This window comes from Chitinophaga ginsengisegetis, from assembly GCF_900168065.1.
Lineage (GTDB): Bacteria > Bacteroidota > Bacteroidia > Chitinophagales > Chitinophagaceae > Chitinophaga > Chitinophaga ginsengisegetis.
The window spans coordinates 723,770-748,685 of sequence record NZ_FUZZ01000004.1 but is presented as its reverse complement, the minus strand read 5'-3'; the positions used below and the strand labels follow the sequence as shown (position 1 = coordinate 748,685).

Below are 24,916 nucleotides of genomic sequence, written 5' to 3'. Positions count from 1 at the left end.
ATAAATATTCCTGCCACCGGCAGTATGGATAAATTAATGCGCCGGTTTATACATGATTTCCACGGTTGCATCAGGCGCTTCCGCAGCTTCCGGTGCGGGTCTTACAAAAAGGTAGTAAAGCACGGGAATCACAAACAGGGTGAGTATCATCGATACAATTAACCCCGACGCCAGTACGCTGCCCAGCGGCGCCCACAGCGGTGATTTTCCGATGATCATGGGCAACACGCCAATGGCTGCTGCTGCCGATGTGAGGAAGATGGGACGCATACGCCGTTTGGCGGCGCCAAGTGCGGCGGCTTTTATCGTATAGCCGTGGTCCCGTATCAGTTCATCGGCATAGTCCACGAGGATAATACCATTACGCACCACGATGCCTATCAGGCTGATGATACCCATGAAGGCGGTCATGCCCATCGGATTACCGGTTACATACAGGCCGAGGAAGGCGCCCAGTAAACTGAGCGGGAAAGTGGCCAGGATGATCAGCGTTTTCCCGAAGGTTTTAAACTGGAACAGCAACGTAAGCAGGATCAGGATCAGGCTGGTGCCCAATGCTAAACCCATGCCCGGCGCATTTTCGCCGGACGATTCCGCATCGCCGCCGTATTGGATACTGATGCCCGGTGGCAGCTGCAGCTTCTCAATTTCGGGCTGCGCTTTCTTCAGTATTTCGGAGGCCATTACGCCCATTTGTGCTTCAGACAATACCGTGAGGGTACGGATACCGTTTCTGTGGGCTATTACGCCCGTATGCCACGAAGGCGTGAGTTCCGCTACTTCCTTCAACGGCACCTTGCTGCCATACATGCTGATGAGATGAAGATTGCTGAGGTCACTGAACTCTTTCCTGTTATTGGCATCCAGCCGGAGGAAGATGTCTATGGGTTTGTCGCCCTCCCAGATCTGGGATACGGCATAGCCTTTCAGGCCGGCGCCGATGGTTTGTGTGATCAGCTGGTTGGAAACACCCAATCTGGCGGCCGCATCTTCTTTTATTTTGAGGCTTACGCCGAGGTAATCGTCTTCATAATCGGAGCGTACCCAGTTGGCGCCGTGCGTATGCCGGAGGATCTCTGTTACCTGTGCGGCAACGCGCTTCTGATCATGGAGATCTTCGCCGATGATGCGTATGGCCAGCGGAGAACCTTCCTGCATGCTCAGTTGCCGCAGGCGGATATAGCCGTTGGGTACAAAGCCTTCAAACTTTGGCAGGTATTCCTTTACCAGGTCGTTGGTAGCGTCGTTGCCGGAAGTGGTAATAAATACCTGCGCGAAGTTCCGGCGGGGCATCTCCGGTGCATAGGTAACATTGAACCGGGGAGAGCTGGTGCCAACAAAGCTGGCGATGCTGGTTACGCGCTTGTCCTTTTGCAGTTCCTGTTCCACGAGCTTCACCACCCGTTCTGTTTCTTCGAGGGAGGTGCCGTTGGCCATCCATATTTCGGCGTTAAACTGTTTGCTTTCGCTCAGCGGGAAGAACTCCTGTTTCACTTTTCCTGCCAGCACCAGTGCCAGTACGACGGCGCCTGCGGCAATGCCCACGGTTGTTTTCGGGAAGCGGAAAGCCAGCTCAATGCCTTTGTTAAACGTGTTCTGTAAACGATCCAGCAGGCTTTTTCTTTGTTTGGTGGTACTTACTTTATGCTTCAGCCCTTTCTTGATAAATACATAACAGGTGTATGGCGTTAACAGCAAAGCCACCGCCATTGAGGTGATCAATGCCACTGCTATGGTTACCGGGAGAGCGGCGATGAAATCTTTGGAGATGCCGTTCATGAACAAGGCCAGTGGCGCGAAGGCAAAGATGATAGCCAGCGTTGCGGTGAAAATGGGGAGCGACAACTGTTTGGCCGCCTGCCAGGCAGCGGTCCACGGCGTGATGTCTTCATCCAGCTTTTCAATATAATTGTCTACCACTACAATCGCATTATCCACCACCATTCCCAATACAATAATCAGCGCGGCGAGGGTTACCTGGTGCAGTTCTATGCCCATGATATTGATCAGGCCAAACGTAATAAGAATAGAGATCGGTGCGGCGAGGGAGGATACGGCTGCCACGCGCACAGGCAACAGCAGCATCACCACTATGATTACGGAGGCGATGGCTAAACCAAACTCCTTCATAAAGTGACGGATGCTTTCATCCACTACTTCCGGCTGGTTTACGATGGTGGTTATTTTTACATCTTCCGGAAAATCCTGTTGGATCTCTTTCAGCTTATCCTGTACAATATGCCCGAACTGCACGATGTTGTTGCCTGGCTGCATTTCAATGGCGAGCATCATTACCTTGTCGTCACCTATACGGATAAACGAAGATGGCTCTTCAAAGCGGCGTTCAATTTTCGCTACATCTTTCAGTCGTACTACTGTGCCTTGCGGTGTGGTATAAATAATCTGTGATGCGATGTCTGCTTCGGTTTTATACTGGCTGTTGGTGAACACCGGGAAGGTATTGGAGCTGATGGTCATTTCTCCTGAATAGCCGGTTACGTTCTGCATTTGCAGGGTGCGGATAATAGTTGACAGGTCAAAACCATACTGCTGCATCTTCTGATCATCGATGGTAACATATAGTTGTTGCTTCTGGCCGCCGGACCTGTTTATTTTGGACACTTCCGGAATGATTTTGAGCCCGTCTTCTATTTTATCCAGGTACTTTTCTATCTCGGCATAACTGCGTTGATTAGAGGATACCGTAATGATTTGTGCGGTTACATCTCCAAAATTACTGTTCACTACAGGACCAATTACACCGGAGGGAAGCGATTGCCTGGCTACGGTATTGAGGCCATGTTGCAGGGTGCTCCAGAATTTTTTCCGGTCTTTGATACTGGTGTGTAATTCCACGGTGATGAAAACCTGGCCGTCTTTTGTCTGTGATTTGGTTTTCGCCTTGTTTACTTCTTCAAAGGAAAACAGGTATTGTTCTATTTTATTGGTTACCTGTTTTTCCATTTGTACTTCATCTGCGCCGGGGTAAAATGCGTATACCATTGCTACGGGCATATCTATCTTCGGGTTCTCGGACCGCGGCATATTGAGCAGTGAGTAGGTGCCCAGCAGGAGCAGCAATGCCGTTACCACGATGGTTACCTGTTTATATCGCATGGCAGCTTCAATGAAGCTGATCTTTCTTTTTTTCATTCTTCCAGGATTGTCGGACTAAGTAAAAATTGTTTAATGCTACAGGCTGATGGCGGTGCCGTCTTTCAGGTTGGAATGTCCTGCGGTAACTACCTGTTCGCCGCCATTTAATCCGGTTGTTACCACTACTTCATTTTTGCCGGTGAGTGCGCCTACAGTGATACGTTTACGTACGGCTTTATTTTGCGCGTTGGTGATAAATACGTACGTGATATCGTCTGCATCCCTTACTACTGCGGTGGCCGGGATGGTAAGTGCGTTCACGGTGCTGCCGGTATTCATTTTAATGGTGGCCAGCATGCCTGGAAGGAGCTGTCCGTGTTGATTATTCAGTTTTATTTTGACGCTGTAAGTACGTGAGGTGGCATCTGCCTGGGGGTTGATGATAGTGATCTTCCCGGCGGTGCTGTCGTTCAGCGTGGGAATAAATACCATTGCACCGGCGCCTTGTTTCAATGCGCCTACTTCGCTTTCAGGCACGGTTACTTTTGCGTATACCATATCTGTTTTGATGATGGTAAACGCCGGAACGCCGGGAGCGGCTGCGCTGCCTCTTTCAATTTTCCGGGCGGTAATGATGCCTGTGATGGGCGCATAAAGGCGGCTGTCGGCGATATGTTTGGCGCTGATCAGTTTATTGGCTTTGGCTTGTGCCAGTTTTGTTTTTATGTCGATATAATCTTTCGCGGGCAAGCTACCTTTTTCATAGAGTGCATTCAAACGGCCATATAGGTCTTCTGCCTGGTCGAGCGATGCGTTGGCAATGGCAAGTGAATTGCTGTATTCGGTGGCGTCGAGCGATGCCAGTAACTGTCCCTGTTTCACCAGCTGTCCTTCTTCCACAGCAATATTATTTACCACGCCGGGTACTGCAAATCCTATCTCCGCGGTATTATCAGGTTCTATGGTGCCAGAGTAAACCAGCTCCCGGGCGATATCACTTTTCTGAACTTTAAACACGTTCACTTTCACCGGAGATTGCTGCGGTTGTTTTATTTCATTGCTGCCACAGGCGGTAAGTGCTGCCGCCATGATAAAAAAGGAAACTGGTTTAAACGTCGTTGACATAAACAGATTTTATTACTATGATGAAATACAAGTATTGTGCGCACAAAATTAGGGGAGATGATTGCGTGGGAAAAGGTTGATAAATCGGGTAAGCTGGTCTGAAAGTCGGTTTGTTTTTTAGCTACATACGGTAATGGCCATACGAAAAAAAAGAGGCCGGGTAAGAGTATCCCGGCCTGTACCTTAAACCTACAACTGTTACACTGTTAGTCGTAACAATAATCTTTATTGATGAACAGCGCGGAACTCTTTAGGGGAGTAGCCTGTATGTCGTTTGAAGAATTTACCAAAGAAAGACTGGTCGCTGAAATGCAGCAGCTCTGCTACCTGTGAGATGCTGAGTTTCGGATCGTCGAGCAGGAGTTTGGCTTCCAGCATCACGAAATCGTCGATCACTTCTCCTGCATTTTTGCCTGTCATTTCTTTAACGGTTTCCGTCAGGTATTTAGGTGTTACAAATAACTGTTCTGCATATTGCTGCAGGTTACGCTGGTGCCTGAACTGCAGCTGTACCAGGTTGGTGAAGCTGATCACCAGGCTTTCCTTTCTTGAAATATTGGACGCTTTTTGTTGCTGGTATTTTGTACTCAGCGATGCCAGTTCATAGAGCAACAGGAAGAAGGTATGATGCAGCAACTCTTTTGCAAAAGGTAATTTCTGCATCAGGTTATCGGAGCGGATAGCCAGTTGGTTAAGGTGTTCCGCTATCGTATTCGCATCTTCTTTATTAAGCTGCCAGTGCGGGGAATACCGGGTAGTGAAATAATCATACAACTCCATTTTAGCAGGAGGCATTCCAATGGCCACCAGGAAATCCAGTGTGAAACTCACCACAGAAACCACGGCTGTTTTATCCACGGAGATCATTTTTTTGGTGCTGCTGGGCGACGCCAGCAACAGGCTGTTGGCACCCATGGTATACTCCTCGCGATTTAAGGAACCGATGATTTTTCCTTTTTTTACCAGTAGTATGGTAGTGAAATCGGACCTGAAGTTTGTTCTGATATTGTCAAAATCAGCCAGGCTCATATCATTAAAGATAGAGATACCAAAGTTGTACGGTATTTCCGGCAACCCGTTTTCACGCAAAAATTCCGCGTGTTTGTATAGCTCGCCCCGTCCCTGTTTCATATTGCAAAGTTTCATTGATCTGAGTTGCCTTCAAAGGTTAATAAGTCGGCAATATTGGTCAAAAAGTCGGTTGCCCGTTTACCATGCAAGATAGAAAGAAATATTGCCAACTTCGTGGTGTGATAATCCATTGATCACCGGCGACATGGTTCTCTGGGTGAGAGAAAATCCAACCTTGCCGTATACGGCCACCAGTCCGCAGTCTATACCAGTTAACAGTTTATTGTTGGCAAATGTTGGGCGGTTGCCTGGCTTGGGCGGTTGTTGCGGATCTTCGGGCGGAGCTACGCCTTTCACGAGTGCGTTGGTGAACATCAGCTCCACACTGGGCCGGATGGTGGCGTAAAGCTGCCAGCGCTTTGTGGTGGCGTATTGGGAAATATAGCCGTTATAGTAAGGAAGCATTTTGCCAATCCTGATCAGGGAGTACACGGCGAAACCATTCAGCATGGTGCCGGCGTATAACTGACCGCCTGCTGTTACTTCTGCTATTTTTTTATACGCTGCTACCTGTTTTTCTGCAGTGAGATTGAGATTGAGGAGTAATTTGTTCCCGATCTGGTTACGCCATCCCCGGGGTCTTGTATAGCCGAGAATGCGGTGGGCAAGGGTTTGTGTTTCTTTTGCCAGCGCCCACGGCCCCATTACACCTGCAAACCATTCCGTTTGGAGGTTGTATTTATGAATGGGGTTGGAAGAGTGAAGGGTATGGGTGATAAACAATCCGCCGGCATAAGCAAAGTCGCCCGGTACAGGCACCACTTTCCGGAGGTCCTGGGGGGTAAACATTACCTGCATAAATCCCCAGCCATAGGTATTGATGCTTTCTTTACCTGCTTTTGGCATCCAGCGGTCGGGAAAGGAATGCGGAGGGTGCTGCCTGATATAAAACAAATCGAACCGGGTACCATTGGTATATGCCTGGTCCGTTCCATTACCATTCAGGTTAATGAAGTCGTTGTCTTCGTAAAAGCGGAACAACCGCGTATTTTCAGTGGAAGCCTGTGCTCTCAGATCATTCCAGGGTGTGCCTATTATACCGCAGTAAATTAATACTGATAAGATCGTCTTTTTCATCTGGCGCCTGACATCTTTGCAAAGATCGGACAATGAAGATAAATAAAGATGGTCGATCTATCGGAATAATTGGTAAAAAAGCCGGTTATCTGTCAACCGGCTTTTTTATCTGAAATGATCATGTAAAGATAATATGACTATTCTGCTTTCAAGCTTTTCACAGGATTAGCGAGAGCTGCTTTTACCGACTGGAAGCTGACCGTTACCAGTGCGATGAACATGGCAATGATGCCGGCCAGTACAAACATCCACCAGGAGATAGGCGCGCTGTAAGCAAAGCCCTGCAGCCACTTGTGCATGGCATACCAGGCAATGGGAGAGGCCAGCACGGCCGCAATGAAAACGTACCGGAGGAAGTCTTTGCTCAGCAGGGCCGCAATATTACTCACGCTGGCGCCCAGCACTTTGCGGATACCGATTTCTTTGGTACGCTGGCGGGCAGTAAAGGCGGCGAGGCCAAATAAACCAAGACACGAAATAACGATGGCGATGGTCATGCCGGTGTTCATCAGCTGCTCCATTTGTCGTTCCCGTTCGTAAAATTTGCGGATGGTATCGTCATAAAAGTGGTAGTCGAATTTTTCGCCGGGGTATACCGACGCATATGCTTTCCCGATGCCGGCAATGGTCCGTTGCAGTTGTTCGCCGGTAAAACCGGCCAGCGACAGCTTTACATTTACAAACCGGCAGATATCCTGGGAAGAAGCGATGAAAACAGGCTTGATCTGATCACGGAGCGCAACGGTATGAAAATCGGCCAGCACACCAACAACAGGTATGATTTTCCGCGACGGCCGGTCGCTCATGCCCGACTCTACAAATTTGCCGACCGCATCTGCCGGGTTTTTAAACCCTAACGCTTTGGCGCAGGTTTCATTGATCAGCACTTCGCTGATGGTATCGGAAGTGCGCAGGTTCCTGCCGGCTACCAGTTTCAGCTGGTACAAAGGCAGATAATTTTCATCGCCGAATTCGAGGTGGCAGTTTGCGCGCAGTTCGGTTTTGTCTGTGTATTTAAGATCTGTGCCCCAGTGGCCATTGTCGGACGGTGGCCCCTGGCTTAAGCTCACCATTTCCACCTGCGGCAGCAACCGGATCTTCTCTGCCAATACACCGGGAAGGGTTTTGGCATATGCGCGGTTGGTATCAAAGGTGATGATCGCATCTTTCGTAAATCCAAGATCTTTGTTCAGCATATACCTGATCTGGTTATTGATCACCAGCGAGCCTATAATAAATACCAGGGAGATGGTAAACTGGAAAACGACCAGGCCTATACGAAGATATCCCCGTTGGTTTCCTTTCACACCGGTGCTGCCTTTGAGACTTTGTACCGGTTTAAACGAAGACAATATTTTTGCCGGGTATAAGCCGGACAGCAGCGTGGTAAACAGCGTGAGGAGCAACAGGAACAGGAGGGTAGGCCAGCTGAATAAATGCAGCGACACACCGTCGGGCATAAACGAACTGAAAAGTTCCAGTAAAGGTTTTACTGCTAAAAGCGACAACAACACCGCTGATGTTGTAAGAAGGAATGTTTCCGTAAGGAAGTATACCACCAGGCTTCGTTTGTTGCTGCCCAGCACTTTCCTTATGCCTATTTCTTTGGAGCGCTCCACTGATTGGGCAGTGGAGAGATTTATAAAGTTGATGGCCGCAATGATCAGTATAAATAACGCGATGGCCATGAGGCCATACATGGTAGGAAGATGTGCCTTGTGTCCGAATTCATCCGTATAGTCGCCGTTAAAATGGATATCTGCCAATGGTTGCAGGCGGAAGGCTTTGCTTACACCGTCTTGCCCTAATACCCGTTCGTTGGCGAAGGCCGCCAGCTGCCTGTTCAGCAATACTGTATCAGCGCCCGGGTTTAGCTTTACATATGCTTGTGTGCCGCCGAACATGCCCCATTGACCGAACCCGAATTCATTTTCGAACGGACTGTTTTTTACCGAGGCAAAGGAGATAAAATCGTTGAAGAGGAAATCACTGTTTTGTGGAAGGTCTTTCACAATACCAGCTACTGTTAACGGGATAGAGTCGTTATAGTAAACGATTTTTCCGAGGTACTTTTCTGCGGGCAGATCGCCGAAGTATTTAACCGCTTTGCTGGCTGTTAGTACTACTTTGAAGGGCTCCTGTAAAGCAGTGCCGGGCTTACCGGCCAGCCAGGTATATTGAAATATGCTGAAGTATTCAGGGGAGGCAATCACCACATTAGGTTTACTGCCGCTTTCAAATTTCTTCACCACGCCGTTGCTGCCGGAAACAGCTACTTTGGGACGGATAGGATGGATAGCCGCCAGCGTCTGAACCCCTGCAAATTTGTTGGATAAAGCCTCCGGGGCCGAATCCGGTACACGGGACATTTTACTGATGCCACGGTCCGGAGAATTGAGCTGCGATACAATCCGGTAAATGTTTTCTCTGCCGGGATGAAAATTATCATAACTCAGTTCAAAATGAACACTGAGAAAAATCACGAGGCAGGCACTGATGCCAAGCGCGAGGCCAATCACATTGATGGCAGCATACACTTTGTTGCGGAGCAAATTTCTCCAGGCTATTTTTATATAACTTTTGAGCATAACAGGAAGTGTGGGATTGACAGCTAAAGAATGAAAAATATGCCAATAATAACAAGCACTGATATTGATAACGTTATGATTTCTTATTATCATGTTAAATGTCCGCTTGTGCAACCGGTGTGTCCGGAAATGAACAGGTAATGAAGGGAACATTTTAAGCAGTTGAACGTTAATGATTATCATGACAACCGTAGCACTCCGCAGTTCCGAAGGCAGATGGGTAATGGTAACCACCATTCTCGCTTCTGCTATGGCTTTTATAGATGGCACCGCATTGAACGTGGTGTTGCCTGCACTGCAACATAACCTGAACGCCTCTGCGGCAGACCTGTTCTGGGTATTAAACGCCTATCTGCTCATGCTGGCTTCGCTCATATTGATAGGCGGTACATTGGGCGACAGGTTGGGCCGAAAGAAAATTTTTATGGCCGGCATCTTCGTATTCATCCTGGGTTCTGCCGCCTGTGGGTTTGCCGGCACTGCCACATTGCTGATCATTTTCCGCATGATACAGGGTATCGGCGGCGCGCTGATGATTCCCGGAAGTCTTTCTTTAATTACCTCTTCCATCAATGAAAATGAAAGAGGGAAGGCTATCGGCACCTGGTCGGCCATCACCACGCTGGTGACAATGGGTGGGCCTATACTCGGCGGCGCACTTGCCGATGCCGGGCTGTGGCGATATATCTTTTTCATCAACGTGCCGATTGGTGTGGCCGCCCTGGTATTCCTGGCGTTGAAAGTAAGGGAGAGCAGGGAAACGGAAGGGGATCAACGGCTGGATTATCCAGGCGCGGTGCTTACTGCCGCAGGACTGGCCCTGCTCACGTTTGGGTTTCTGCGGATGCCGTTGCTGGGCTTCCGTAATCCGGAAGTATACGGTACCATTGCCGGCGGTGTAATATTGCTGATTGTTTTTATAGTGGTGGAAAATAAAAGTCGCCACCCCATGCTGCCGGTGCACCTGTTTAAGAATTTAACCTTCACCGGTACCAACCTGCTGACGTTCTTTCTATATGCAGGTCTTGGTGCAGGAATGTTGTTCCTTTCGTTGGACATGGTGCAGGTACAGGGTTACACCCAGCTTCAGTCCGGACTTACCTTTTTACCCTTTACGGTATTAATGATCACTATTGCGCGTTTTGCCGGGAGTCTTGCTGATAAATACGGTCCCCGTTTATTCCTGGTGGTGGGTCCGTGTGTTGCCGGCGGTGGTTTACTGTTGCTATCTTTTGTAAAGCAAACGCAGGGCGCAGCTGATTACTGGACTACCTTTTTCCCCGGCCTGGTAGGTTTGGGATTGGGCATGTCTATCACCGTGGCGCCGTTAACTGCTGCCGTAATGGGTTCTGTGAGTGATCATTTATCCGGCACAGCCTCCGGTGTAAACAATGCCATTACACGTATTGCCGGTGTTTTTGCCAATGCTATTTTTGGTGCGCTGGCAGTATTGTTTTTTTCGGGAGCAGTGCAGCGGGAAGTTAGTAAGCTGCCGCTGAATAGCTCGCAGCAGGAAGCGGTGATCGCGCAAACCGTGAACCTGGGCAATGCCTCTGTGCCTGCGGGTATCGACAGCGCGCATCAGGATGCCATCCGCAAAGTATATAAAGATGGGTTTATTGCGGCTTATGGAAATATTATGCGGTTGTCCGCAGGATTGGGCTTTATGGGCGGCCTGATGGGTTTTCTTTTTATCCGTAAACGGCCGGCTGCAGTACCTCCCACAGGGCAATAGAAATACCGGTTTACAGGTATTGTTTCCGGACGCGGCTTTTCTATATTTGTATAATAACTACTCCTGATGCAAAAATTCCCTTTCCTGACCCTGAAGCAATCTTTACTGATATTACGTATAGCTGTGGCCGTTATATTCCTCGCGCATGCAGTAGTGAGGATCTGTAATGGTACCATTCCCCAGTTTGCGGCGTTTATGGAAAGTAAAGGACTGCCTTTTGGCGTGGCATGGGTATGGGCCATCACTGCCTATGAAATTGCGGGCGGTCTGTTGCTGCTGCTGGGAATGTATACGCGATTGCTCGCAGCGGGGTTTATCATTTTGTTGCTGGTGGGCATTGTATTGATTCACGCCTCCCTGGGATGGTTTGTAGGGGAGCATGGTACCGGCGGGTGTGAGTATAGTTTTATACTTATTGTAGCTTTGCTGGTGATTGCCGCGGAGAAGCGGCAAGTTTAATCTCACCCAAATACAATCCGGTGCACCGACCAGCGCCAGGTTTCCAATATCGCTTCATTATCCAGCTTACACAAATCCTTCAGCACCGTAATAGATTCTATCCCGAAAAATATACTCAACGCATTTACCATGTGCTTAAAGGTTGCAGGATCGGTTGTTTTCCGCAATGGCTTCAGCGCTTCTTCTATCAGCACAATACGCCGGCCGGCCCTGGAGTAACCACTTTTAGGATGAATGGATTCCGAGATTACAGAACTGAGGAACAGTCTGAATTCCGTTTCATTTTTTGTAAAGAGTTCAAAATGATAATCGATCAGTTTATTGACCCGCGCTTTCAGGTCTTTTTCGGGGATGTTGGCAAATAAGTCGTCGCTTGTTTTGGCTTTGAGCTGCAGGGAAGCTTCCCTTCTTAATACTTCTGTGCCTGTAAAATAGCGGTAGGCCGTGGCTTTGGAGATACCGGCTTCTTTGGCTACCAGTTCCACGCTGATGTCCTTTCCCTGTAACAGGAGAGTGTTGGCCACTGCTATCAGCGTTTCCCGTGTTTTTAGTTTTTGCGCAATCCTGCCCCCGTCCAATGATAATTTCGCCATGCGGTTTTTAAAGTTTGATTTTAGATATAAAGGTATTACTTTCGTGAGACTAAAGTCTCATTAATTATGAAACAGCATATGAAGATAAGGGGAATCAATGTAGTATACGATGATTATGGTAGTGGGGAAACGATTGTATTTATCCACGGGCAGCCATTTAACCGCAGTATGTGGGACCCGCAGGTGGCAGCCTTTAAAAGCGGCTACCGGTTGATAGTGCCCGATTTGAGGGGATATGGCGAAAGTGAAATTCCTTCGGGGATTACATTATTGGATGAACTGGCGCTGGATATTATTCATTTGCTGGAGGCCCTGAAAATAACGAAGGCCACGTTTGTGGGGCTGTCGATGGGCGGGCAGGTGGTTTTTGAATTGTACCGGTTAGCGCCGCATTTGTGCAACGCTCTGGTGCTGGCAGATACCGATGCAAAGTCGGAGAGTGCACAAAGTTACCAGGCGCGGTTGCAGTTATCAAAGGATTTAGTGGAGAAGGGGATGTCCTTTTATACTGATCAACACCTGCATCAGTTTCTCGGCAAAACTACGATGGCAGAGAAACCGTCCGTAGTAGCGGATTTGCGGCATATGATGGTGACCACCAACCCGTTGGGCGCTTCTTTGGTACAGCGGGGCAGGGCAGAGCGAAGGGATCATACTTTGATGTTGCCGGATATTCATTGCCCGGTATTGATTGTTGTGGGAGAAGAAGACGGCTTTACCCCCGTGGCCGTGGCAAAAGGAATGCAGGAACACATCAAACATGCACAACTCGTTGTAATAAAGGACGCTTCGCATATGCCCAATATGGAACAGCCGGAGATTTTTAATCGCCACCTGGAATTATTTTTACAGGGAATTAAATAGATCCGTTGTTCTTCTCACAAAAAGAAAAAAGTTTTTAATTTATTTTATTATCTTTAGGGGGAAGAATATTCAATTCTACGGATGCTTCACTGCGACTATACCGCTTCCTGCCTTTATTCATTCCATGAATTTTATTGAATCACAAACCAGTTCATTAACAAACATCTGATTGCTATGAAAAAAAAGGGATTTTTAATCGACATGGATGGCGTAATCTACAAAGGCAGCGAACCTATTCCCGGTGCTGTAGAATTTATTAATGGTCTGAGAGACAAAGGCCTTCCTTTCCTGTTCCTCACCAACAATAGCCAAAGAACCAGCAGGGATGTATGTTATAAGCTGAATAAGATGGGCTTTAAGGTAAACGATACAGATATTTTTACCTGTGCAATGGCTACCGCAAGATACCTGGCGTCCAAAAAAGAAAATGGTACTGCCTATGTAATCGGCGAAGGCGGTTTGCTGACGGAGCTTTACAACGCCGGCTATTCTATTGTAGATGATCAGCCGGATTATGTGATTATAGGAGAAGGAAGAACCATCATGCTGGAATCCGTTGATAAAGCGATCAACATGATCATGAAAGGCGCGAAATTGATAGCCACTAATCTCGATCCTAACTGCCCGATGGGCGATGGTAAATACAGGGCAGGTTGCGGCGCGCTGGTAGCGATGCTGGAATTTGCCAGCGGCATCAAAGCCTTTAGCGTAGGGAAACCCAGCCCGGTAATGATGCGCATGGCACGCAAAGCACTGCAACTCACAACTGACGAAACCGTGATGATAGGCGATACAATGGGAACGGATATCCTCGGTGCAGGCTCTATGGGCTTTACCACAGTGCTCACCTTATCAGGCGTAACACATGAAAGCGACCTCGCACATTTTGGCTATTCGCCTGATTTTATTATCAAATCAGTAAAGGATTTGCTGGATGAAGAGTTGTTTATGAAAGTAATAGGAGAACCGGCACTCGCGGAAGCGGAGTACTAAAATAATTACGGGGCGCAATGAATGCGCCCCTTTTTTTTTTATTCAACACCTTGCAGGTAAACAGCCGCAAACTCCTCCGCAAAATGATGGAAGGAATGAATGCTGCCGGCCGCACTGCTCCTGTGTTCCCGGTAACTATCGAGCAGGTTGCCTTCTCTTAATGCCACTCCTATTTCTATTACGTATACTTGGGCCATTTGCTCTGTTAGTCCGTTCTGCATCATGCCATATAGCAGGTCGTTGTCAGAGAAACCAATCCAGGCAAGGTCCGGCTGGCCAATCGCTTTGCCCAGTACAGCGGCTACTTCGCCGCCGGTTATTTCATGGCCTATATAACGTATATGCTTGCCCGTGAATGATAAGGTATCCAGCGCTTCTGCGGCAACAGCCGCAATATCGCGGGGATGCGTAAGCACCATGTTTACACCGGCATCAAAATTATTGCCGATGATATGCTGCTGTTTTATCATGGGGATGCTGCCAAAGAAATTGGTATAAAACATACCAGGCCGAAGATGGAGTACATGCGTATCCGTTAGTTCGTTCAACCTCGCTTCTACATAGTGATTAGCGCCGGCAGGCCCGGGACCATCGGGCAAATGCGCGCCCACACTGCTGAGATTTACCACATACTTTACGCCGTTGTCAGCGATAGCGTTGGCATAGCCGTCGCCCACCGACCGCATATACTGCCTGATATCAGTAGCCTGGAAACCAGGTGGTATCATGGTGTATACAGCATCGGCGCCTTTAAAGGCTTCGCGCAGAAAGCCGGGATCGTCTACAGATCCGATTGCCGGGATGGCTTGTATGGCTGTTATGGCGTTTGCCCGCTCGGGGCTGTGACTCACCACTGTAACGGTATGCCCTTTACTGATTAACTGCTGCGCCAGCGGCAGACTGATATTTCCTAATGATCCTGTAAGTGTAATGTTCATGATTTGTTTGTTTATGTAATGCTTGCACAAAAGTAAATTTGTACTTACTTTTGTACAAGTACTTACCCTATAGTATGTATCATGACCAAAGTAAAAGAAACCTCTGTAATACAGGCAAACAAACAGGCGGCATTTAATGAATGCCCCGTTACTTATGTGATGGAGAAGATTGGCGGATACTGGAAACCCATTATCCTGTTCCAGTTGCTGTCGGGCAGTAAACGCTACAGCGACCTGAGAAAGGCCATTCCCGCTATCACCGAAAAAATGCTGATCCAGCACCTGAAACAGCTGGAGGCAGATAATCTGGTAGTACGTATAGCCAAACCCGTAGTGCCGCCACATGTTACCTACAGCTTAACAAAAACAGGCGCTAACTTAAAACCTGTTTTATATGCAATGGCTGTATGGGCCGTATCAGACAGTAAAGAAAATTCAAAGGTATTCGCCAGGAATCTGAAGAACTTCCCCGGCATTAATTAAATGATATCATCATGAAGAAAATCCGTTTGTTATTGTGCAGCATGCTCCTCACAGGATATGGCGCTTATGCGCAACAAACAACCCCCACAAACCAACTGCGGGAAGGTACCCATAACTTTACGCTCCAGTGGATAGGCTGGGATAACCCCGGTAAAGTACAGATAAAGAAAAACAAGGACGGTAACTACACCGTGAAAGGGGAACAACGCGACACGCAGAATGGCGGCTTCGTTACCATCGACGGCGTATTAAAAGTAGTGTCTCCCCGCGAACTGACTTTTGAAGGCACCATCCAAACGATGGATAAATCACTGAACGGCGGAAAGGTATGCGACAAAACAGGTACTTATCATTTCCTGGCCAAAGGTGCGCGTAAATACTGGCGCCTGCAGGAAATGGATAACTGCGAAGGAAATAATGTAGTGGACTATGTAGATATTTTCTTTTAAAGAGCAGTGTCCGCTGCTTTTATTTCCGGTAGTTCATATACCCTGATCTCGCCTGCGCTATGCGTAACGACCAGCTGCCCCTGTTTATTTAACAGCAGGGTTACAATATCCCCGCCGTAATCAACAATAGCTGCCGGGTTGGTGGTGGGCCTTCCGTCCGCATCATACGCCCTGATATCACAGCCTTCCGGCAACAGCTCGCCAAAACAGGTGAAGGTGTGCCGGTCGATCAGCAGCAATCTTCCAAAGCGGGTAAAGGCCACTAAAGTATCGTTGTTAATAAACAGCACCGTGTAATTTACATTGTCGGGATCTTCCGCAGCTTTGTAGCGGTCGTTGATATTGAACAGCTCCTCCTGCGATAGCTCCGCCGTTTTTTCCATGCCGGGAAAGGAAAACAATTGTATGGCTTCCTCGTAATGTGGTCCTGTAACAAATGCTTTTCCATCGGGCGAAAAATTGCCGGCCACGCTGTCGTTGCACTGCGTCAATTCTTCCAGCATCATTTTATCATCGCTGAATTGAACAAGATACAAGGTGATGTCGTCCTGACCGGCAGGCGTTTCGATGAGGAACTTATCTTTATCCGGTGTAGCATGAAAAACATAGCTGCGTTCCTGGCTGGCTTCCAGCGGGAGGTTATTTATGATCGTAAAATCAGAGAGGCGGAGCATCTGCAAAGTATCCTGATCGCCGGGAGATACAAACCACATATATCGTGTATCCGCAGAAAAGAAGCAACCGGAACCCAGGAAATGATACCAGGGTGCATGTTCGTATTGCCACAGCAACTGACCGTTATTATCTGTTATCCTTACAGCCGTTTCACCGGAAAGCGCTATTAGCCTACCATCCGGGGAAACTGCTGTTTCGCAGGTAACATAATGCGTGGTTTGCGCCTGGAGGTCTTTACGCCATACTTCGCGCAGCGAGGTATCCAGCAGCGTCACTTCCGGGCGCGCACTGAAATTGAGGAGATATCCGCCGTTTGTTAAAGTGGTGATGCCCGCGGGGTTTTCTCCCAGTGGTAGTTGCAGGTGAATAGGTAGTGATATACTTCTGAAAGGTGCAGCCATGATTTCTGTAGAATAAGAAATCAAAGGTAGCGTTCTTTCAAAAAAAAATCAGTGGTAGTCTTTTATGGGAAAAGATTACCACTGATTTTTTTATTCTGCAGGATAATACTGCTTCAGCCAGGTGACCAGCTTGGAGAATACATCTATCGCAGCAGTGCCGCCAACACCATGTTTCTCCTGTGGGTATAGTTCGAGCTGTGTGGGGATACCCAGTGCAATGAGCTTGTCGTGCAGCTTCACCGCCTGACTTACATGTACCAGCGGATCTTCACCGCCATGAAATAGAATAGTAGGTACGCCGCTTTCTTTTGTAAGCCGGTAATAAGGGCTGGCATCGGCAGCAATTTTAGCCGCAGGGTCAGGCTCACCGAGTAATCGGACTACCTTTTCATCGGCATCTTTATTTTCCTGCCGTACTTTTTTGTCGGTGAAATCAGTAGGGCCCCAGAGGTCCACCACGGTTTTTACCTGGCGCAAACTATCCATTGCATAAGCATATTGCAAAGCGAGGTAGCCGCCGGCGCTGCCGCCCATGAGGGCAAACTGGCTGCCATCGAATTGTAGTTTTTTAGCTTTGGAAGATATAAACTCCAATGCCTTACGTACATCTTCAAGTTGGGCAGGGTAGCGGTCTTTACCATCGCGGATAAGGCGATAGTTCATAGATACTACGCCATAATGCAATCGTCCAACCAGTTCGTCGATGAGTTCTTTGGGCAGTTCTTTTTTGTCGCCGCCGGTCCAGCCGCCGCCATGCAGGTACACAATAATTTTAGTGCCGGCTTTGTGATTGTCCGGCATGTAGGCGTCCAGCGTGTTATCCTCCCCGGCGTCGCCATAGGACACGTTGCGTAAGGTGCGGTAGGTAGGCGTCGCTTCGGTGATGGTGTTGCCAGCCGCTATGCCATCCCGGAGATGTTGTGTGTGGAGATAACTGATCAGCGCTTCCGGATGGTCCGTTTGTACGCCCTGGATGCCTTTGCTCATCGCGGCCTTCCAGCTGTCCGGCCCCTCATCGGGCGACTGTACATCCAGCCATACTGCGGTGTTCTGCTTACGCGCAACGGCCAGCATTGCCGGATCGGTAATGTTATCGAGTACGGCTATACGAATATTTTTCAGGAAGAATTCCAGCTGCTCCGGCGTTTTTACTTCATCCGGCAGACTGGTCATCAGCGGCGCTTCCGGGGCTGTTTTCTTCCAGGCTTTGTATTGGTCTTTTTCATTGAGATAAACTACTACCTGTTTTTCCATGCCGGCGGCCTGTAGTTGTTTCCAGGTTTCCGGTACATCAGCGGCCTTAAAATCGAGGTAGATGTTCAGTTTACCTTTGCATGCCTGCAATGCTTCTGCGAAGGTGGGCACGCGGTATACTTTTCCATCAGTACTGCGCACCTGTAGTTTTTTGATGTCCGCCAGCGTGAGGTCTGTTACATTGCCGGTACCATTCGTCATTTTATCTACGGTGGCATTGTGCATGAGGATCAGCTGCCCGTCTTTAGTGGTGCGGAGATCCAGCTCGGCGTAATCAGCGCCGCAGCGGATGGTTTCTTCTATAGCCGCCACGGTGTTTTCAGGTACGCTTACGTGGTTGCCACGATGCGCTACCACTACAAATTTATTTCGTGTAGCCGGCAGCGTTTGGGCGAAGGCGGTAATGGCGAGGCAGCAGGTAGCCGCCAGTAATAACGTTGACTTCATCAAAGAATGGCTTTAGTATCGGTAACGAATACACGTGTACTAACGGTGTAGGTACCGCCGGTGGCGTTCTGGTATTTCAGGTCAACGTAAAAGGCACGGTAGCCGTTAGGCGGCAGGGTGGTGGTCACTTTTACTTTCGACTGATGCGCCAGTCCCAGGCTTTTGGACTCCCATTTATCATTGCGGAAGTCCAGGTCCGAAGAGTTGGCCGACCACAGGACTACATCCAGTAAACGGTCGGAGGTGGCTTTGGCAGTAAGCCGTACTTTTCCGCTGCGCGTACGGGTGGTCCAACTGCAATCGGGATACGACTGCTTGCTCAGTGTCATCCCGAAAAAAGCGCTGAGTCCCTGGAAAGCCTGTACTTTATCGCCGAGGTTATGTCCGGCATTGGGTACGTAGTTGATCAGGTTTTTACCGGGAATGCTGTCGATGTAATTCTTGATATTATCCACTACCCAGTATTCATCGTTGGTGCCCATGAATATCATTTTGGGTATAGACAGGCTGCTTCTGTAGGAGTAGGGATCAATCATGGTGTTGATAGCCATACCCTCGGTGGTATGAGCCGTTTGGGGGATGCCCAGTTTCACATAATCTTCTATCTGCACACTATATTCTTTCCAGGTTTTGATCTGGTAATCCAGGCTTACAGGCATGTTGAGCACATCGATCACCATTGGTGCAATGGCCACCACACGGTTATCGTTGGCACCGGTGAGCCAGGTAGTCCAGCCGCGTTTGGAGGCGCCGGATACCACAAAGCCATTCACTTTACGGTTCAGTTGTTTATCCGCAAATTCCTGGATCACATCCATTGCACGTACGGCACTCTTTACCATTGGAAACAGCAGTGGCCAGTTGTAATCACCATCTTTCTTAAACTGGTGAAGGGTGTAAGAGATCAGCGCATCTTCTGTTAGCTTACCAAAGAGTGGCTGGTTGGGTGTTTGGCGTAATACGGCTGTTACAGCATGATTTACTGCGGCTATTTTTCCCATTTGCTGGTACAGTTCATCCGTAGGGCCGTTCCAGTTAGGCAATCCTTCTTTCAGGGAACCGCCGGTAATAAACAGCAATGCGCCGTCGTATTTAATTTCGTCGGGCACAAAAATGGTGAGCTGGTGTTTCCAGGTGTATTCGCGCCACTGTTGCGAGGTAAGGAGTACGTTATAGCCTTTGCCGTTAGTAACGTTGAAAGAATCTTTCAGTTCCCATTTGAACGAAGTATCTCCGTTGTTCAGGTAGCTTTTCAGCGCATTGGCAGGTGTTACGGTTTGCTGTGCAAAGGTATTCGCCTGGCTTAACAGGAGAACAAACGCGGTGGCAGCATGTAAAAAGAGTTGCTTCATATCCAGGTAGCATTGTTTTAAGGGTTGATGAAATATAAGAAATTACCAGGGTTTTCCGGTGCCCTGAATAATCCAGGGTTTCGACCACGGACTGTTTTTGCTGCCATTGGCGCCAAAAGACGAGTAAGTGGTTACTTCCAGTCGGCCGGCAGCCGCTTCCATATTGGCTTTGTTCAGGTTACGTTCTTCCAGCATATAGTACAAACGCACCGGTACTACGGGCGCTTTCGCATAGGGACCGGCCTGCAATACCGGGTAGCCTGTTCTTTTATAATCGGCCCATGCTTCGGTAGCGGCAGTCCAGCTGGCGATCCATTTTTGCAGGATGATCTGTTCCTGTGTATGATTAAATTTCACGGCAGGCTGCGCAAGATAAGCTGCGCTGCTGCCGGCCACTCCCCATACATTCAGCGATGCCTGAACGCCTGCGTTGTAATGCGCTTCCGCATCACCGGCGGCCCATCCTTTCACCGCTGCAGCTTCCGAAAGAATAAAATGTACTTCCGATGCGGAAATGATCCTCGACTTCAACAATGGTCCTTTCGGTTGTTTATAGATATCGTTGAGCCACGAAACATGCGGGTTCCTTGATGCCTGGCTGGCATCGGGACTGAGGTTATATACCGCCGGACCGGAAATAGCCGGGGGAAGTCCCACGTAATTTTCATCCTGGTTAATATCATTGATGGTAAGTCCTTTGGAGGCCAGCACATCGGGCGAGATGTATCTTACCTTCCGTGGTTCTCCTGCTATCACGGTGTCTGTGGCTTTATACACGTTGCCGGTGCCGGCTGGTTTGGTATCATCTACCAATAAAAAACACTGTACTTTACTGGCCCATACGCCCAGCCTGGGATCGTGTCTTGATTGCAGCGCATTTACAAACGTGCTGCACATTTTTAACCGGCGGTAGTTGCTGCTATCGGTATCGTAGGCCACATTCATGGGCCAGGAATCCGCGTTGCTGTTGCCGGGGAACGACATGGTGGCATCTTCCGAGCCATCGATGTTGAGGATAAGCGGATATTGCGCAGGATCGGCTACTATTTTTTCAATACCGGCTTTTGCAATCGCCGGCAGCTTCTCAGACAGGCGCATATAATACCGTAATGCGAGGGAATTGGCCATTTTACGCCATTTCACCGGGTCGCCCTGGTAGTACACATCTACGGCGTCAATAGGGTTGGCATAGGCGCTTTTAGGCTTTGAAAGCAGGGTGTTTGCTTTTTCAAGATCAGCGAGGATGCCGGCGTAAATAGTTTGCTGCGGATCAAATACCGGCAGCGTGGTTTCGGGCGTACCATTTTCACCCTGCAGGGCATAGGTGTAAGGCGCATCGCCCCAGAGATCCGTGATCAGGCCAAAGAGCAGCGACTTCATCACCAGCGCAACGCCCTGGTGCAGTTCACTGTTCAGGTCTACTCCACGTTTATATACCAGCTGGTTGTTTCTCAACACGTCGTAATAGCCGGTCCAGCTGTTGGAACCAGACCAGTCGTATTCGTTGTGAGTGGTGGTCCAGCCATCTTTTTGTGTGTGCTGCATCACCCCGGCCATATCCTGGTAACCCAGGAATACAAGCTGGTACCCTGTGGTGGTGAGTACAGTAGATAACACCAGGTTGGGATTGACGGTAGCAGGATTGCCGCCGTTGGGATTTTCGTTCATGTTGATCAGGTCCTTTTTACAGGACGCAACAGATAAACAAAGGAGCCCGATACTGAGTATAATAGATTTACGCACTGTTTTCATATATCAGAGTTAAAGGAACACTTAAAAGGTGACGTTCAGTTTTGCGCCCACCGGGATAGCCCAGGGAGTAACATTGTATCTTTCAATACCCTGCTTAAACTGCATACCAGAGCCCTGTACAGCGGTAGAAGGCTGATAGGCGTTTTCCGGATCGATGCCGATCTTGGCGGCTGTCCACAGGATAATATTCCTGCTGTATACCGAGAAGCTGGCGCGTTGCAACCTGGCGGTACTGATCAGTCGCTGCGGCAGCTCATAAGTAAGCGACACTTCTCTCAGCTTCAGGTACGACGCAGGGAATAAGAACGCCCTGGTAAACGACCAGGCGGTACTACCTGCATAAGGAAGCGTGAGGGTGCCATCGTTACCAAGATTTTCGAGATAGCCGGTAGGGTTACCGTTGCTATCATATCCTTTTGCCCTTACACCCGGAATAAATACGCCGCCATAAGGCAGCACATACGGACCATAAGTAAAAGGAAAGCTGTTGTATTCAGGCGTAGGACCACCTACCAGCGGGAAGTTGTTGCCGGTAGGGATTACCAGCTGATCCTGGTGGCTTACGAGATAGTCGCGCAGTTCCTGCCCTTTCATAGTACCGGGGTCCGTGAGTTTATCGAGGAACAGCTGCGAGTTGCCGTGTTCTTCTCCATAACGATAAGTTTGTGATACAAAATCACCGCCATTCCTCCAGTCGAAGGTCATGTTCAGTGTAAAGTTTTTATAAGAGATAGATGTCTGGAAACCCATGATGAAATCAGGGTTAAAATTGCCAATCTTATTTTTTGTATTGATAGCATCTATACTTTGCCATTTACCGGTGTTATCCAATATGGGGTAGCCATAGTAAGGAGAGGATTTGTCTGTAACCGTTACCAGCTGTGCATCGTAGATGTCGCCTATATCTTCTCCTACATAAGTCCAGGCGCCGCCTTTTCCTTCTTCCCAAAGGGTATAATAAGGCATATCATCCGGCAGGGAAATGATACGGGTTCTGTTTCGGGTGAAGTTAAAGTTCACATCCCATTTCCAGTTTCTTGTTTGCACAGGTGTGCCGCCGAGCGTTAATTCAATGCCCCTGCTCCTGAGCAGACCTGCGTTGATACTGCGGGAAGAGTAGCCCGAAGAAGGAGGTGTTTTAGGACTGAAGATCTGGTTCTTGTTTTCAACAATATAGTACGTGCCTGAAAAATGCAGGCGGTTCTGAAACAGGTTGATATCAACACCGCCTTCATACGAAGTGGCGATTTCCGGCTTCAGGAAAGGATTCAGCAAGGTGCCGAAAGTGGTGAGCCGCGGTATATTTCCCCAGGCGCCCACGCTGCCTAGCGTAGCTACCAGCTGGTATGGCGAAGCATCGTTACCTACCTGCGCAGCGCCGCCTCTTAACTTGATCATGTTGATGTTGGAAGAGGTGATGTGCGCCATTTCATTCAGGAGTACACTCAGTGAGGCCGACGGATAAAAGTAAGAGGCCGCGTCGGGGAGGGTGCTGGACCAGTCGCTACGGCCCGTCACATCAAGATAGGCCATCCCTTTATATCCCACGTTGAGCATACCATAAATACTGTTCACGCCTTTTTCAAAGGTGCTGCTGTAGAAATTGAGGTTTGCGGGAGAAATATTCTGAATCGTATACACGCCGGGCGTATTAAGACCGGTACCGTCTTTAGTAGACGTGGTAACGTTGCTGCCTGTCTGGTACCGCATATTGCCACCGGCAGAAACGGACATGTCGAAATGATGAATGGCTTTTTTATAGGTAAGCAACACATCCATGTTGCGCTCGTAGTTATCGATGTTGATGATACCATAAGCGCCGCCGGGATTATTCAGGTAGCTGTTGGAAATTTTGGTTTCTCTTTTTTCGCCATAGGTATCCAGTGCATACCGCGCCATGAAAGTAAGGGATGGCAGTATTTTCCAGTCGGCCCGGATATTACCAAACAGCCGGTCCCTCACAAACCCGTTCTTTACTTCATACGCGAGGAAGTAAGGATTATTGAATACGCCGTTATACTGGGTGCGTTGCTGTAGTCCTTCCTGGCCCGGCATCCAGTAGTCGGCCAGGTCGCGCACATCAATATGCGGGGAGATGCTGTATACAGCCTGCAGCGGGTTAGCGCCACGATCGCCGGCAGCGCGGTTGTTGGAGTTATTGCGGCTGAAATCGATGTTGGTGCTTAGGCTGAGCTTTGAGTTCACCTGCAGACCCGAGTTCAGGCTCAATGTATTTTTATAGAGATCGGTGTTCGGGATGATTCCCTTGTTGGACATATTCGCATAGGAAACACGATAGGAGATCTTATCATTGTTGTTGGCTACCGAAGCGCCGGCAATAGTAGTGATGCCGGTGTTGACGAAATTCTTCACATTATCTTTATGCGATACCAGCGGCATGGGTATCTTTTTACCGTTTGCATCGAGCGGGCTGTTCCACTGCACTTCTTCATAACCCATATCCAGCTCGGCGCCAAAGGTGCCGTCTACATTTTCCTGGATGATGGTGCCGAAAGGATTGGTGAGCAGGTTGCCGCTGCGTGAAAATGGAATGCCTGCAAGTTGACCGGAGCCAAACTTCGTTTGCCATTTCAGGTATTTGTAGGGAATGTCGAATACGGAGTTTACATACGCATCAACAGTTACCTTATTTACTTTTCTGCCTGTTTTGGTGGTGATGAGCACTACGCCGTTGGCAGCGCGCGAACCGTACAATGCTGCGGCGCTGGGGCCTTTCAGGATAGTCACGCTTTCAATATTATCGGGGTTGATATCGGAAATGGCATTGCCATAGTCCACCATATTATCTTTACCGATCTGGCTGATGTTGTTCACGGTGTTGGCTACAGGTACGCCATCTACTACAAACAGCGGCTGGTTATCGCTGCTGAGGGAGGTAGCACCGCGTATGATCATACTTACAGACGACCCGGTGGTGCCGGTGGAGTTAATAGTAACGCCTGCCACTTTTCCGGACATGGAGTTGAGCACGTTTTCCTGTGCTACCCGGCTAAATTCCTTGCCGCCCAGTTCTTCCACAGAATAGCCCAGTGCTTTCTTTTCTCTTTTAATGCCCAGTGCCGTAACCAGTACCTGGCTTAACTCTTCTACTTTTTTTTTCAGTACTACCGATAGCGATAATTTGCTGGAGTCGTTGATTATATACCCGCGCAGCGTATCGGTGGTGTAACCCATTTGTGATAGTACGAAATGATACGGACCACCCGCAGGGAGTTTGGCAAAGGTAAAGATGCCTTTTTCGTTGGTGACGGTGCTGGCCAGTACTTTATTATCTGCGTCTTCCATTTTCACCATTACACCGGGCAGGCTTTCATTGCTTTCATTTTTTATCATACCAATAGCGGCAGGGCGTGCATTCTGCGCCACTGCGTTTCCTGCCATCAGTTGCCAGAGCAACAGCAGTAGCCAGATAATGGTGGTGGGGCGTGATTGTTTGATTTTTACATACATAATATGTTCGTTTTTTAGGCAAAAGGAAGTCCG

General features: G+C 48.7%; 18 protein-coding genes. 6 read left to right on the top strand and 12 right to left on the bottom strand.

All coding sequences use genetic code 11. From position 1 onward, the window contains the following. Positions 1-33: 33 nt before the first annotated feature. From B5Z18_RS25655 to B5Z18_RS25635, 5 genes are all read right to left on the bottom strand, one after another. Positions 34-3,153, bottom strand: coding sequence for an efflux RND transporter permease subunit (locus B5Z18_RS25655; RefSeq protein WP_200817347.1), 3,120 nt, complete (start codon positions 3,151-3,153; stop codon positions 34-36). Positions 3,154-3,192: 39 nt separating this feature from the next. After that, on the bottom strand, positions 3,193-4,221 hold the full coding sequence (locus B5Z18_RS25650; protein WP_079472382.1) for an efflux RND transporter periplasmic adaptor subunit: 1,029 nt from the start codon (positions 4,219-4,221) through the stop codon (positions 3,193-3,195). A gap of 225 nt (positions 4,222-4,446) precedes the next feature. Further along, positions 4,447-5,352, bottom strand: coding sequence for an AraC family transcriptional regulator (locus tag B5Z18_RS25645; RefSeq protein ID WP_159454429.1), 906 nt, complete (start codon positions 5,350-5,352; stop codon positions 4,447-4,449). Positions 5,353-5,430: 78 nt separating this feature from the next. Further along, positions 5,431-6,429, bottom strand: a complete 999-nt coding sequence (locus B5Z18_RS25640; protein ID WP_079472380.1) for a lipid A-modifier LpxR family protein — start codon at positions 6,427-6,429, stop codon at positions 5,431-5,433. Positions 6,430-6,566: 137 nt separating this feature from the next. Beyond that, positions 6,567-9,017, bottom strand: a complete 2,451-nt coding sequence (locus tag B5Z18_RS25635; RefSeq protein ID WP_079472379.1) for an ABC transporter permease — start codon at positions 9,015-9,017, stop codon at positions 6,567-6,569. Between the two features lie 181 nt (positions 9,018-9,198). Between B5Z18_RS25635 and B5Z18_RS25630 the strand changes: the two genes are divergently transcribed. Both B5Z18_RS25630 and B5Z18_RS25625 read left to right on the top strand, forming a co-directional pair. Continuing rightward, entirely contained in the window at positions 9,199-10,752 is a 1,554-nt protein-coding gene (locus tag B5Z18_RS25630) for an MFS transporter (protein WP_079472498.1), read from the top strand. Positions 10,753-10,818: 66 nt separating this feature from the next. Further along, entirely contained in the window at positions 10,819-11,211 is a 393-nt protein-coding gene (locus tag B5Z18_RS25625) for a DoxX family protein (RefSeq protein ID WP_079472378.1), read from the top strand. Between the two features lie 2 nt (positions 11,212-11,213). Here B5Z18_RS25625 and B5Z18_RS25620 read toward each other — a convergent pair whose 3' ends face one another. Further along, entirely contained in the window at positions 11,214-11,804 is a 591-nt protein-coding gene (locus B5Z18_RS25620) for a TetR/AcrR family transcriptional regulator (RefSeq protein ID WP_079472377.1), read from the bottom strand. Between the two features lie 66 nt (positions 11,805-11,870). On the opposite strand from B5Z18_RS25620, the gene B5Z18_RS25615 reads away from it, so the two are divergent. Next, positions 11,871-12,668, top strand: a complete 798-nt coding sequence (locus tag B5Z18_RS25615; protein WP_079472376.1) for an alpha/beta fold hydrolase — start codon at positions 11,871-11,873, stop codon at positions 12,666-12,668. Between the two features lie 174 nt (positions 12,669-12,842). Further along, on the top strand, positions 12,843-13,661 hold the full coding sequence (locus tag B5Z18_RS25610) for an HAD-IIA family hydrolase (RefSeq protein ID WP_079472375.1): 819 nt from the start codon (positions 12,843-12,845) through the stop codon (positions 13,659-13,661). Between the two features lie 38 nt (positions 13,662-13,699). Here the strand turns inward: B5Z18_RS25610 and B5Z18_RS25605 are convergent, their stop codons facing one another. Beyond that, entirely contained in the window at positions 13,700-14,599 is a 900-nt protein-coding gene (locus B5Z18_RS25605; RefSeq protein ID WP_079472374.1) for an NAD(P)H-binding protein, read from the bottom strand. Between the two features lie 81 nt (positions 14,600-14,680). On the opposite strand from B5Z18_RS25605, the gene B5Z18_RS25600 reads away from it, so the two are divergent. Then, the gene (locus B5Z18_RS25600) at positions 14,681-15,082 is read left to right on the top strand and encodes a winged helix-turn-helix transcriptional regulator (protein ID WP_079472373.1); all 402 of its coding nucleotides are present in this window, start codon (positions 14,681-14,683) and stop codon (positions 15,080-15,082) included. Positions 15,083-15,093: 11 nt separating this feature from the next. Beyond that, positions 15,094-15,531: a hypothetical protein gene (locus B5Z18_RS25595; RefSeq protein ID WP_079472372.1), complete on the top strand. Its 438-nt coding sequence runs from the start codon at positions 15,094-15,096 to the stop codon at positions 15,529-15,531. On the opposite strand, the gene B5Z18_RS25590 is transcribed toward B5Z18_RS25595, so the two are convergent. The 5 genes from B5Z18_RS25590 to B5Z18_RS25570 all read right to left on the bottom strand — a co-directional run bounded on the left by B5Z18_RS25590 (position 15,528) and on the right by B5Z18_RS25570 (position 24,883). Then, positions 15,528-16,607, bottom strand: coding sequence for a hypothetical protein (locus B5Z18_RS25590; protein ID WP_143313693.1), 1,080 nt, complete (start codon positions 16,605-16,607; stop codon positions 15,528-15,530). The two genes, B5Z18_RS25595 and B5Z18_RS25590, sit on opposite strands and share 4 nt — an antisense overlap. A gap of 90 nt (positions 16,608-16,697) precedes the next feature. Continuing rightward, on the bottom strand, positions 16,698-18,308 hold the full coding sequence (locus B5Z18_RS32375; RefSeq protein WP_143313692.1) for a glycerophosphodiester phosphodiesterase family protein: 1,611 nt from the start codon (positions 18,306-18,308) through the stop codon (positions 16,698-16,700). Further along, the gene (locus tag B5Z18_RS25580; RefSeq protein ID WP_079472370.1) at positions 18,308-19,660 is read right to left on the bottom strand and encodes a PhoPQ-activated pathogenicity-related family protein; all 1,353 of its coding nucleotides are present in this window, start codon (positions 19,658-19,660) and stop codon (positions 18,308-18,310) included. Before B5Z18_RS25580 ends, B5Z18_RS32375 begins: the two co-directional genes overlap by 1 nt. A gap of 42 nt (positions 19,661-19,702) precedes the next feature. Beyond that, positions 19,703-21,412, bottom strand: a complete 1,710-nt coding sequence (locus tag B5Z18_RS25575; protein WP_079472369.1) for a SusD/RagB family nutrient-binding outer membrane lipoprotein — start codon at positions 21,410-21,412, stop codon at positions 19,703-19,705. 21 nt (positions 21,413-21,433) lie between these two features. Further along, entirely contained in the window at positions 21,434-24,883 is a 3,450-nt protein-coding gene (locus B5Z18_RS25570) for a SusC/RagA family TonB-linked outer membrane protein (protein ID WP_200817346.1), read from the bottom strand. Between the last annotated feature and the right edge of the window lie 33 nt (positions 24,884-24,916).

Bases quoted from the DNA above. Each gene is read 5' to 3' on its own strand.
- B5Z18_RS25655 (WP_200817347.1), bottom strand. From the start codon at position 3,153: ATGAAAAAAAGAAAGATCAGCTTCATTGAAGCTGCCATGCGATATAAA.
- B5Z18_RS25650 (WP_079472382.1), bottom strand. From the start codon at position 4,221: ATGTCAACGACGTTTAAACCAGTTTCCTTTTTTATCATGGCGGCAGCA.
- B5Z18_RS25645 (WP_159454429.1), bottom strand. From the start codon at position 5,352: ATGAAACAGGGACGGGGCGAGCTATACAAACACGCGGAATTTTTGCGT.
- B5Z18_RS25640 (WP_079472380.1), bottom strand. From the start codon at position 6,429: ATGAAAAAGACGATCTTATCAGTATTAATTTACTGCGGTATAATAGGC.
- B5Z18_RS25635 (WP_079472379.1), bottom strand. From the start codon at position 9,017: ATGCTCAAAAGTTATATAAAAATAGCCTGGAGAAATTTGCTCCGCAAC.
- B5Z18_RS25630 (WP_079472498.1), top strand. From the start codon at position 9,199: ATGACAACCGTAGCACTCCGCAGTTCCGAAGGCAGATGGGTAATGGTA.
- B5Z18_RS25625 (WP_079472378.1), top strand. From the start codon at position 10,819: ATGCAAAAATTCCCTTTCCTGACCCTGAAGCAATCTTTACTGATATTA.
- B5Z18_RS25620 (WP_079472377.1), bottom strand. From the start codon at position 11,804: ATGGCGAAATTATCATTGGACGGGGGCAGGATTGCGCAAAAACTAAAA.
- B5Z18_RS25615 (WP_079472376.1), top strand. From the start codon at position 11,871: ATGAAACAGCATATGAAGATAAGGGGAATCAATGTAGTATACGATGAT.
- B5Z18_RS25610 (WP_079472375.1), top strand. From the start codon at position 12,843: ATGAAAAAAAAGGGATTTTTAATCGACATGGATGGCGTAATCTACAAA.
- B5Z18_RS25605 (WP_079472374.1), bottom strand. From the start codon at position 14,599: ATGAACATTACACTTACAGGATCATTAGGAAATATCAGTCTGCCGCTG.
- B5Z18_RS25600 (WP_079472373.1), top strand. From the start codon at position 14,681: ATGACCAAAGTAAAAGAAACCTCTGTAATACAGGCAAACAAACAGGCG.
- B5Z18_RS25595 (WP_079472372.1), top strand. From the start codon at position 15,094: ATGAAGAAAATCCGTTTGTTATTGTGCAGCATGCTCCTCACAGGATAT.
- B5Z18_RS25590 (WP_143313693.1), bottom strand. From the start codon at position 16,607: ATGGCTGCACCTTTCAGAAGTATATCACTACCTATTCACCTGCAACTA.
- B5Z18_RS32375 (WP_143313692.1), bottom strand. From the start codon at position 18,308: ATGAAGTCAACGTTATTACTGGCGGCTACCTGCTGCCTCGCCATTACC.
- B5Z18_RS25580 (WP_079472370.1), bottom strand. From the start codon at position 19,660: ATGAAGCAACTCTTTTTACATGCTGCCACCGCGTTTGTTCTCCTGTTA.
- B5Z18_RS25575 (WP_079472369.1), bottom strand. From the start codon at position 21,412: ATGAAAACAGTGCGTAAATCTATTATACTCAGTATCGGGCTCCTTTGT.
- B5Z18_RS25570 (WP_200817346.1), bottom strand. From the start codon at position 24,883: ATGTATGTAAAAATCAAACAATCACGCCCCACCACCATTATCTGGCTA.